Below are 11160 nucleotides of genomic sequence, written 5' to 3'. Positions count from 1 at the left end.
CTCCCTCCACACCCCCCTCGAACTCAGACCCCCATCTCCCCCTGGATCCGCCCATCACGCACCGCCGCCACCAGTTCCTCGTGGTCCGCCTCCGTGCGGTCCGCATAGGCGACGGCGAACGTGGCGATCGCCTCGTCCAGTTCCTCGTTCTTGCCGCAGTAACCGGAGATCAGGCGCGGGTCGGCGCTGTGAGCGTGGGCGCGCGCCAGCAGCGCCCCGGTCATACGGGCGTAGTCGTCGACCTGGTCGGCGGCCAGTGCCGCCGGTTCGACGCTGCCCTTGCGGTTGCGGAACTGCCTTACCTGGTAAGGCCGTCCCTCGACCGTTGTCCAGCCGAGCAGGATGTCGCTGACGACCTGCATCCGCTTCTGGCCGAGGACGACTCGGCGGCCTTCGTGCTCCACCTCCGGCACCGGGTGGCCGGCCGTGGCCAGATGGGGGAGCAGGGCGGACGGACGGGCCTCCTTGACCTGGAGGATGAGCGGCTCGCCCCGGTGGTCGAGGAGCAGCACCACGTACGAGCGGGTGCCCACACTGCCGGTGCCGACCACGCGGAACGCCACGTCGTGCACTGCGTACCGGGCCAGGAGCGGGAGGCGGTCCTCGGTCAGTGTCGTCAGATACTCCTCGAGCGAGGCCGCGACGGCCGCCGCCTCGGAGTCGGGTATGCGGCGCAGTACCGGCGGTGCGTCGACGAAGCGGCGGCCGCCGTCCTCGAGGGGTTCGGTGGCCTTCGCGGCGAACCGTCCGCTCGTGTTGTTCCGCGCCTTCTGCGACACCCGTTCCAGGGTGCCGAGGAGGTCGTGGGCGTCGGTGTGGGAGACCAGTTCCTCGTCGGCGATCGCGTTCCAGGCGTCGAGGACCGGGAGCCGGGCCAGCAGGCGCATGGTGCGGCGGTAGGCGCCCACGGCGTCGTGTGCGGCCGCCCGGCAGGTGTCCTCGTCGGCCCCGGCCTCGCGGCCGGCGAGGACGAGTGAGGTGGCGAGGCGCTTGAGGTCCCACTCCCAGGGGCCGTGCACCGTCTCGTCGAAGTCGTTCAGGTCGATGACCAGGCCGCCGCGTGCGTCTCCGTACAGGCCGAAGTTGGCCGCGTGTGCGTCGCCGCAGATCTGGGCGTTGATGCCCGTCATCGGGGTGCGGGCGAGGTCGTAGGCCATGAGGCCCGCCGCGCCGCGCAGGAAGGCGAAGGGTGTGGCGGCCATCCTGCCGACGCGTATCGGTGCGAGCTCGGGGATCCGGCCGCGGCTGGACTCCTGGACGGCGGTGACCGCGTCGGGACGGTCGGTGTCCACGGCCAGTTCGGCGTGTGAGCGGCGGCGGACGCGGGCGCGCAGAGCCTTGCCCTCTTCCTTGGGGGAGCCTTGTACCGGCCACCGTGCGAAGCCGCGCACCGGGGAGATCCTGGCCCGCTGTCGGGGCACCGCCACCCCGATCTCCGTTCCGACCTCGGTCATTCCGACCGCCTCCCCCGCTGGCCATGCTGCCGTTTGAACATCAACTGCGGACGACCGTACAGCCGGGGGTGGGGAGGCGTCAGACCCTGTGGACAAGTCGGTTGTTGTGGAGAACACCGGTCGGCTTCGGCTCGTTCGGGGGGCCGACCTCGCCACGGCGCTCCGGCCGTGCGACCGGGATCCCGACGCCCTCGCCGCGCAACCCCGTCCCCCGGGCTCCGATCGTGCAGCCCGGTCCCCCGGGCTCCGATCGTGCAGCCCGGTCCCCGGAGCTCCCCCGAGCTTCGACCGTACAACCCGATTCCCTGACGCTGCGGGCATCCGACGGTCTCCCGACGGTCCGGCCACCCGACGGTCTTCCGACATCCAGACCGCGCGAGCGGAAGTCCCTGGGGCCAAGCCGTGCGGCCGGAGGCCCCGTCCCGCATCAAGCCCTCGGAAAGCGCTCGGGACCACAGCCCGACCCGGAGTCGGACATGCGACGGCCGCCCGACCCGGACCCGACCACGGGGACATCAGCCCCGGCTACGAACCCACCACAAGGACATCGGCCCCGGCACCGGACCCGACCCCAAGTACATCGGTCCTCGCCCGAACCGCCCCGAGGGTGTCGGCCACACGCCCGGACCCGAAGTCCGAATACCTGAGAGCTTCCTCACATCCTGGACCGCACCAGGCCGCGCCCCTCGAAGCCAGGAACGGCAAAACGGCCGCCATCGGGATCCGATGACGACCGTCTCATCTGGTGCGCGAGGGGGGAGTTGAACCCCCACGCCCTTGCGGGCACTGGAACCTGAATCCAGCGCGTCTGCCTATTCCGCCACCCGCGCATTGGGTGTGTCTTCCGGCTTCTGCCCTTGCGGCGTGGCGCCTTCCGACATCCAGAACATTAGCACGCTGGAGAGGGTGCGTTCACATCCCTTTCCCGGCCTCCTCGGGGGCCCACCACCGGTAACCCGGGCCCGACCAGCGAAGACCCCGGGGGGCCGGCCGCGGTCCGGGGGCGAGCGAGCGGGACCCCGGCCGACCGGCCGGGGTCGAGGCCCTCCGGCCGCGCACGTGCCGCACCCGGTACAACGTCGTCGACGGGGGGAACGGACGGCGCGCGGCATCTGGTGCCGGATGTCCGAATCCGTTGCGGATCGCCGTCCTCCGCCCTCGGCCCCGGAACCCGTCGCACAACGTCTCGACGTGTGCTTGTTCACGTATCAACCTCGTACCGGTCCAGCGCATCTACCCAGGAGAGGGACAGGGTCCGCGGTCAGGTGCGGGACACTGGTCTGCGACCCCCTCTACGATCCATGCCAGGAATGCATGCGGGAAGTACGTGCAAGGAGTACGTCCGGGATGAGTTCGAAGGGGTCGTCGGCAGGGAACCCCCGTGGCGTCGACACCCGTCGACAGGGCCGACAGGGGGAACCAGCCGATTTTCCGGCGCGTGGATACGATCAGTAAGCAGTACCAGGTACGAAGCAGAACGCAGGACGGCAGCAACGGAGGAGGTGCCCTGTGGGAGTCCTGAAGAAGTTCGAGCAGCGTCTCGAAGGTCTGGTCAACGGCACCTTCGCCAAGGTGTTCAAGTCCGAGGTCCAGCCTGTGGAGATCGCCGGAGCGCTCCAGCGGGAGTGCGACAACAACGCGACCATCTGGAACCGCGACCGGACCGTCGTACCCAACGACTTCATCGTGGAGCTGAGCACGCCGGACTTCGAGCGGCTCAGTCCCTACTCGGGGCAGCTCGGCGACGAGCTGGCCGGCATGGTGCGCGACTACGCCAAGCAGCAGCGCTACACGTTCATGGGACCCATCAAGGTCCATCTGGAGAAGGCGGACGACCTCGACACCGGTCTGTACCGGGTGCGCAGCCGTACGCTCGCCTCCTCCACGGACCAACAGGGTCCGGCGGCCGCTCCGGCGGGCCGGCAGGCCCCCGGCGGCTACGGCTATCCGCCGGCCGCCGGCTCTCAGGGCGTCCCGCCCATGCCGTCCGCGCCGCCGCCCGGTGCCCGGCCCGCTGCCGCGCCGTACGGCCAGCGGCCGGCGGCCGCGCCCACGGCGGGCGGGCGCACCCGCTACTGGATCGAGATCAACGGCGTCCGCCATCAGATCTCCCGCCCGACGCTGGTGCTGGGCCGCAGCACCGAAGCCGACGTGCGGATCGACGACCCCGGCGTCTCGCGCCGGCACTGTGAGATCCGGACCGGAACGCCCTCGACGATCCAGGATCTCGGGTCCACCAACGGCATCGTGGTGGACGGGCAGCACACCACCCGCGCTACGCTCCGCGACGGCTCGCGGATCGTCGTGGGCAGCACCACCATCATTTACCGGCAAGCCGAAGGGTGAAGCGGGGGCAATGTCAGAGCTGACCCTCACGGTCATGCGGCTGGGTTTCCTGGCCGTACTGTGGCTGTTCGTGATCGTGGCCGTGCAGGTCATCCGCAGCGACCTGTTCGGCACGCGCGTCACACAGCGCGGCTCGCGCCGGGACAGCGGGCGGCCTCAGCAGGCCGCCCGTCAGGCGGCGCCCCCGCCGCAGCGCCAGCAGCCGAGCGGCGGCCGCCAGCGCCGTGGTGCCCCCACGAAGCTGGTCGTGTCCGAGGGCTCCCTCACGGGTACGACGGTCGCGCTGCAGGGCCAGACCATCACGCTCGGCCGTGCCCATGACAGCACCATCGTGCTGGACGACGACTACGCCTCGAGCCGGCACGCCAGGATCTATCCCGACCGGGACGGGCAGTGGATCGTCGAGGACCTCGGGTCCACGAACGGCACCTACCTCGACCGGACCCGGCTGACGACCCCCACACCGATTCCGCCGGGTGCGCCGATCCGCATCGGCAAGACCGTCATCGAGCTGCGGAAGTAGTACGACAATGAGCGAGCGGAGCGAGCACGCAGCGGTGGCCCACATCCCGGGCCCCGGCGCGCTCCCGACCGGAGGGTGGGCACCGTGCGGATGTACCCGGAGCCGACGGGCGAGGTGCGCATGAGTCTGTCACTGCGCTTCGCCGCCGGATCGCACAAAGGCATGATCCGCGAGGGCAACGAGGACTCCGGTTACGCGGGTCCGCGCCTGCTCGCGATCGCGGACGGGATGGGCGGCCAGGCGGCCGGCGAGGTCGCCTCCTCCGAGGTGATCTCCACCATCGTCCCGCTCGACGACGACATCCCCGGCTCCGACATCCTCACCTCGCTCGCCACCGCGGTACAGCGCGCCAACGACCAGTTGCGGGCGATGGTCGAGGAGGACCCCCAGCTCGAGGGCATGGGGACCACGCTGACCGCCCTGCTGTGGACGGGTCAGCGGCTGGGCCTCGTCCATGTCGGTGACTCCCGCGCGTACCTGCTGCGGGACGGCGTCCTGACGCAGATCACCCAGGACCACACCTGGGTGCAGCGGCTCGTCGACGAGGGCCGTATCACGGAGGAGGAGGCCACCACCCATCCGCAGCGCTCACTTCTGATGCGCGCGCTGGGCAGTGGCGACCACGTGGAGCCCGACCTGTCCATCCGTGAGGTGCGGGCGGGCGACCGGTATCTGATCTGCTCCGACGGGCTGTCCGGGGTCGTCTCCCACCAGACCATGGAGGAGACCCTCGCCAGCTACCAGGGCCCGCAGGAGACCGTGCAGGAGCTGATCCAGCTCGCGCTGCGCGGCGGCGGCCCGGACAACATCACGGTCATCGTGGCCGATGTCCTCGACCTGGACACCGGGGACACCCTCGCGGGCCAGCTGTCCGACACCCCGGTCGTGGTGGGCGCCGTCGCCGAGAACCAGAACCACCTGCACGACAACGGCATCATGCAGACGCCCGCCGGACGCGCCTCGGGCCTCGGCCGCCAGGTGCCCGGCCAGGGCAGCGGGGGCCAGTTCGGCCCGCCCGGGAGCGGTGACACCACCGGCTACGTCCCGACGGGCAGCTTCGACGACTACAGCGACGAGGACTTCGTCAAGCCGCGCCGTGGACGCAGGTGGCTGAAGAGATCCTTCTTCACCGTGCTCGCGCTCGCCGTCATCGGCGGCGGGTGCTACGGCGCCTACCGGTGGACGCAGACGCAGTACTACGTCGGCGCCAACGGCGAGCATGTCGCGCTGTACCGCGGTATCAGCCAGGACCTGGCCTGGGTGTCGTTGTCGAAGGTGCAGAAGGACCACCCCGAGATCGAACTCAAGTACCTGCCCTCGTATCAGCAGAAGCAGGTCAAGGCGACCATCGCCGAGGGCGGTCTCCCGGCGGCGCAGTCGAAGGTCTCCGAGCTGGCCGTGCAGGCGTCGGCGTGCAAGAAGGAGAACGAGCGCCAGAAGGCCGAGGCCGAGAACCAGGCCGGGACGGGCGGCGACGCCACGGGAACCACACAGACCTCGTTGACGTCCAAGGCCTCGCCGACCCCGAATCCCTCGGGTTCGACGTCCAAGACCCCAACCGCACCCACCCCCACACCCGGCCCCACCCTCTCGGAGGAAGAGCAGAAGGTCGTCTCACTGTGCGGAAAGCAGTAAGCAAGCCGTGAGGGGCCCTGTCACACCATGAGCAGCAGTACGAACACGACGACGCACCACACGTCCACGATCGGCTCGATCGGTGCACCGAGCCGGCGCAACACCGAGCTGGCGCTGCTGGTGTTCGCCGTCGCCATCCCGGTGTTCGCCTACGCCAACGTGGGCCTGGCCATCAACGGTTCGGTCCCGGCCGGACTCCTCAGCTACGGCCTCGGCCTCGGTCTGCTGGCGGGCGTCGGCCATCTGGTCGTCCGCAAGTTCGCGCCGTACGCGGACCCGTTGCTGCTGCCGCTGGCGACGCTGCTGAACGGTCTCGGTCTGGTCGTCATCTGGCGGCTCGACCAGTCCAAGCTTCTGCAGTCCATCCATGTGGCGGGCGGCAAGGCGACCAACCAGCTGCTGTACACGGCGATGGGCATCGCGCTGTTCGTGATGGTGCTGGTCTTCCTGAAGGACCACCGCACTCTGCAGCGCTACACCTATATCTCCATGGTCGCCGCGTTGTTCCTGCTGCTGCTCCCGCTGGTGCCGGGTCTCGGCCTGAACGTCTACGGCGCCAAGATCTGGATCTCGGTCGGTGGCTTCACCATCCAGCCCGGTGAGTTCGCCAAGATCGTGCTTGCGGTGTTCTTCGCCGGCTATCTGATGGTCAAGCGGGACGCGCTCGCCCTGGCCAGCCGCCGCTTCATGGGCCTGTACCTGCCGCGCGGCCGGGACCTGGGCCCGATCCTCGTGGTCTGGGCGATCTCGATCCTGATCCTGGTCTTCGAGACCGACCTCGGTACGTCGCTGCTGTTCTTCGGAATGTTCGTCATCATGCTGTACGTCGCCACCGAGCGGACGAGCTGGATCGTCTTCGGTCTGCTGATGTCCGCGGCCGGCGCCGTGGGTGTGGCGAGCTTCGAACCGCACGTGAATATGCGTGTTCAGGCCTGGCTCGACCCGATGGGGGAGTACGCGCTCAGCCGCAAGGGTGTGGCCGGCCACTCCGAGCAGGCCATGCAGGCCCTGTGGGCGTTCGGCTCCGGCGGCACGCTCGGCACCGGCCTCGGCCAGGGCCACTCCGAGCTGATCCGGTTCGCCGCCAACTCCGACTTCATCCTCGCCACGTTCGGCGAGGAGCTGGGCCTGGCCGGCATCATGGCGATCCTGCTGATCTACGGGCTCATCGTGGAGCGCGGCGTGCGCACCGCCCTCGCCGCCCGCGACCCGTTCGGCAAGCTGCTCGCCGTCGGTCTGTCCGGCGCCTTCGCGCTCCAGGTCTTCGTCGTCGCGGGCGGTGTCATGGGCCTCATCCCTCTGACCGGTATGACGATGCCGTTCCTCGCGTACGGCGGTTCGTCGGTCATCGCCAACTGGGCACTGATCGGCATTCTGATCCGTATCAGCGACACCGCGCGCCGTCCGGCCCCGTCCCCCGCTCCGAACCCCGACGCCGAGATGACCCAGGTGGTCCGACCGTGAACAAGCCCCTGCGCCGGATCGCGATCTTCTGCGGGCTCCTCGTCCTCGCACTGCTCGTCCGCGACAACTGGCTCCAGTACGTCCAGGCCGACACGCTGCGCAGCGACACGGAGAACCGCCGTGTGCTGATCGCCCGGTACTCGACGCCGCGCGGCGACATCATCGTCGACGGAAACCCGATCACCGGGTCCAAGAAGACACCCACCGACAGCCTGAACGACTTCGCCTACAAGCGCACGTACAAGGACGGCGCGATGTGGGCGCCGGTCACCGGGTTCGCCTCCCAGGCGTTCGGCGCCACGCAGCTGGAGTCCGTCGAGGACGGCATCCTCACCGGCGACGACGACCGGCTCTTCTTCCGCAACACCCTCGACATGCTGACGGGCAAGCCCAAGCAGGGCGGCAACGTCGTCACCACACTGAACGCCGCGGCACAGAAGGCCGCCTACGACGGTCTGAAGAAGGTCGGCGGCAAGGGCGCGGCGGTGGCGCTCGACCCGCAGACCGGCGCGATCCTGGCGCTGGCGTCCTACCCCTCGTACGACCCGTCGTCCTTCGCGGGCAACTCCACCTCGGTCGACTCCAAGGCCTGGACGGCACTGCAGAAGAAGAACAACCCGAACGACCCGATGCTGAACCGGGCGCTGCGCGAGACCTACCCGCCGGGCTCCACCTTCAAGGTGGTCACCGCGGCGGCCGCGCTGGAGAACGGGCTGTACAACAGCGCCGACGAGAACACCGACTCGCCGCTGCCGTACATCCTCCCGAACACCCAGACCGAGCTGAAGAACGAGGGGAACATCCCCTGCAAGAACGCGACCATGCGCGTCGCGCTGCAGTTCTCCTGCAACACCGTCTTCGGCAAGATCGGCGCCGACCTCGGCAAGGACAAGATGCTGGAGGAGGCGAAGAAGTTCGGCTTCGACTCCGAGCAGTTCACGCCGGTGCGCTCCAACGCCTCCAACTTCCCCGAGAAGATGGACCGGCCGCAGACCGCGCTCAGCTCGATCGGCCAGTTCGAGACCGCCGCGACCCCGCTGCAGATGGCGATGGTCGCCTCGGCGGTCGCCAACGACGGCAAGCTGATGAAGCCGTACATGGTCGACAAGCTGGAGGCCTCTAGCCTCGATACCCTCACCCAGACTCAGCCGGAGGAGCTCAGCCGGCCGCTGTCCGAGAAGAACGCCCAGGTCCTGCAGTCGATGATGGAGACGGTCGTCCAGAAGGGCACGGGTACGAACGCGCAGCTCCCGGGCGTGACCGTGGGTGGCAAGACCGGTACCGCGCAGCACGGTCTGAACAACAGCGAGAAGCCGTACGCCTGGTTCATCTCGTACGCCAAGCTCCCCGACGGCAGCTCGCCGGTGGCGGTCGCGGTGGTGGTCGAGGACGACAAGGCCAACCGTGACGACATCTCCGGTGGCGGCCTCGCCGCTCCCATCGCGAAGAACGTCATGGAGGCGGTCGTCAAGAGCAAGAAGTGACCCCCGTCACGTTCCCTTCACATCGGTGCACGTTGCGATACCGGTCCTGTATCGGGTGGCGGATGTGGCCAGGTCACGCAGAGCGAGCCGGGTACCGTATGCCCGGACAGCACACCGCCGGATCACACGCGGGTGTGGTCGGGATCGACGGAGAGGGCTGGTAGGAAGCTATGGAAGAGCCGCGTCGCCTCGGCGGCCGGTACGAGCTGGGCCAGGTGCTCGGCCGTGGTGGCATGGCCGAGGTCTACCTCGCGCACGACACCAGGCTGGGTCGCACCGTGGCGGTGAAGACGCTGCGGGCGGACCTCGCACGTGATCCGTCGTTCCAGGCCCGGTTCCGCCGGGAGGCCCAGTCGGCCGCCTCACTCAACCATCCCGCGATCGTCGCGGTGTACGACACGGGCGAGGACTACATCGACGGGGTCTCGATCCCGTACATCGTGATGGAGTACGTCGACGGGTCCACTCTGCGTGAGCTTCTTCACAGCGGCCGCAAGCTGCTGCCGGAGCGGGCCATGGAGATGACCATCGGCATCCTCCAGGGCCTCGAGTACGCCCACCGCAGCGGCATCGTCCACCGCGACATCAAGCCCGCGAACGTCATGCTGACGCGCAACGGCCAGGTCAAGGTCATGGACTTCGGTATCGCCCGCGCCATGGGCGACTCCGGTATGACGATGACACAGACGGCCGCGGTGATCGGCACGGCCCAGTACCTCTCGCCGGAGCAGGCGAAGGGCGAGCAGGTCGACGCGCGATCGGACCTGTACTCGACCGGTTGCCTGCTGTACGAGCTTCTGACGGTACGACCCCCGTTCGTGGGCGACTCGCCGGTCGCGGTCGCCTACCAGCACGTCCGCGAGGAGCCGCAGCCGCCGAGCATCTTCGACCCCGAGATCACGCCCTCGATGGACGCGATCGTGCTCCGGGCGCTCGTCAAGGACCCGGACTACCGGTACCAGAGCGCCGACGAGATGCGCGCCGACATCGAGGCCTGTCTCGACGGCCAGCCGGTCGCGGCCACGGCGGCCATGGGTTCCGTCGGCTACGGCGGCTACCACGACGACCAGGCCACGACGGCCCTGCGTGCGGACTCCGGTGCCGGCGCCACCACGATGCTCCCGCCGCAGAACCCCGACGACGGCGGCTTCGGCTACGACGAACGCCCGGACCGCCGCCGCCAGAAGAAGTCGAACACCTCGACGATCCTGTTGGTCGTCGCGGGTGTGCTGGTGCTGATCGGCGCGATCCTCATCGGCAAGTGGATGTTCAGCGGCAACGGGGGCGTGGGCAACGACAAGGTCACCGTGCCCAACTTCGTCGGCCAGACCAAGGCCGATGCGCAGCAGCTCGGCGACAACGCCACCCTGAAGTTGACCTTCAAGCAGCAGCCCTGCGAGGACCAGAAGAAGGGCAACATCTGCAGCCAGGACCCGACCGCGAACACGGAGGTCAAGAAGGACTCCACGGTCAACCTGGTGGTCTCCACGGGCGCGCCCAAGGTGACGGTGCCGGACGTCGTCGGCCAGAACGTCAACGACGTCACGACGAAGCTCGAGGGCGACGACTACCAGTTCAAGGTCGAGACCAAGGAGAAGGAGTCCGCCCAGGAGGCGGGCACCGTCCTGGAGACCGACCCGAAGTTCGGGCAGAAGGTCGAGAAGGGCAGCACGATCACCCTCACGGTCGCCAAGGCCGTGGAGACGGTGACGGTGCCCGACGTGACCGGCCAGGGCTGTGACGCCGCCAAGCAGCAGATGCAGGCGAGCGGCCTGACGGGCAACTGCACCGAGGTGGACACCAACGACCCGAACCAGGCCGGCAAGGTCATCCAGACCTCGCCGGGCAAGAACGAGACGGTCAAGAAGGGCTCCACGGTCACCATCCAGATCGGCAAGCAGGCCCAGCAGGCGACCGTCCCGCCCAACATCCAGGGGCAGAAGCTCAAGGACGTCCGGGGGATGCTGCAGCAGGCGGGCCTCCAGGTCGGCAACATCACCGGCTCCCAGGACGACAACGCCACCGTCATCGGGTCGAACCCGGCGCCGGGCTCCCAGGTCGCCCCGAACACCCCGGTGAACCTGTTCACCGCCGGTGGCGGCGGTCCGGGCAACGGCGGTAACGACGGCGGCTCGAACTTCTTCGGCGGGGTCACCGGCCGAAGGAACTGACCCGCCCGCTGTCACGACGGAGCCCCGGCACCCTTGGAGGGTGCCGGGGCTCCGTCGTGATCCGGGGTCCGGGGAGGAACCGC

7 protein-coding genes and 1 tRNA gene are annotated in these 11160 nt (G+C 69.1%); 6 read left to right on the top strand and 2 right to left on the bottom strand.

Going from position 1 to position 11160, the window contains the following annotated elements; translation table 11 throughout:
• Nucleotides 1-23 precede the first annotated feature (23 nt).
• Both ADL25_RS37000 and ADL25_RS36995 read right to left on the bottom strand, forming a co-directional pair.
• Nucleotides 24-1454: a DUF2252 domain-containing protein gene (locus tag ADL25_RS37000; protein WP_059132305.1), complete on the bottom strand. Its 1431-nt coding sequence runs from the start codon at nt 1452-1454 to the stop codon at nt 24-26.
• A 743-nt stretch (nt 1455-2197) separates the two neighbouring features.
• Nucleotides 2198-2284: transfer RNA gene (locus ADL25_RS36995), tRNA-Leu, on the bottom strand.
• Between the two features lie 679 nt (nt 2285-2963).
• Here ADL25_RS36995 and ADL25_RS36990 point away from each other — a divergent pair.
• From ADL25_RS36990 to pknB, 6 genes are all read left to right on the top strand, one after another.
• Nucleotides 2964-3800, top strand: coding sequence for an FhaA domain-containing protein (locus ADL25_RS36990; RefSeq protein ID WP_059132304.1), 837 nt, complete (start codon nt 2964-2966; stop codon nt 3798-3800).
• Nucleotides 3801-3810: 10 nt separating this feature from the next.
• Nucleotides 3811-4323, top strand: coding sequence for an FHA domain-containing protein FhaB/FipA (locus tag ADL25_RS36985; RefSeq protein WP_059132303.1), 513 nt, complete (start codon nt 3811-3813; stop codon nt 4321-4323).
• A gap of 90 nt (nt 4324-4413) precedes the next feature.
• Nucleotides 4414-5958 (top strand): Stp1/IreP family PP2C-type Ser/Thr phosphatase, encoded by a 1545-nt coding sequence (locus ADL25_RS36980; RefSeq protein WP_319113686.1) that lies wholly within the window; start codon nt 4414-4416, stop codon nt 5956-5958.
• Nucleotides 5959-5985: 27 nt separating this feature from the next.
• Nucleotides 5986-7422 (top strand): FtsW/RodA/SpoVE family cell cycle protein, encoded by a 1437-nt coding sequence (locus tag ADL25_RS36975; protein WP_059132301.1) that lies wholly within the window; start codon nt 5986-5988, stop codon nt 7420-7422.
• Entirely contained in the window at nt 7419-8906 is a 1488-nt protein-coding gene (locus tag ADL25_RS36970; protein ID WP_059132300.1) for a peptidoglycan D,D-transpeptidase FtsI family protein, read from the top strand. Before ADL25_RS36975 ends, ADL25_RS36970 begins: the two co-directional genes overlap by 4 nt.
• 170 nt (nt 8907-9076) lie before the next feature.
• A complete protein-coding gene (gene pknB / locus ADL25_RS36965; RefSeq protein ID WP_059132299.1) occupies nt 9077-11077 on the top strand; it encodes a Stk1 family PASTA domain-containing Ser/Thr kinase in 2001 nt (666 codons plus the stop codon).
• Nucleotides 11078-11160: the final 83 nt, after the last annotated feature.

Source organism: Streptomyces sp. NRRL F-5122, from assembly GCF_001507435.1.
Taxonomy (GTDB): domain Bacteria; phylum Actinomycetota; class Actinomycetes; order Streptomycetales; family Streptomycetaceae; genus Streptomyces; species Streptomyces lannensis.
The sequence above is the reverse complement of the archived record's forward strand: the minus strand, read 5'-3'. Positions and strand labels throughout refer to the sequence as shown.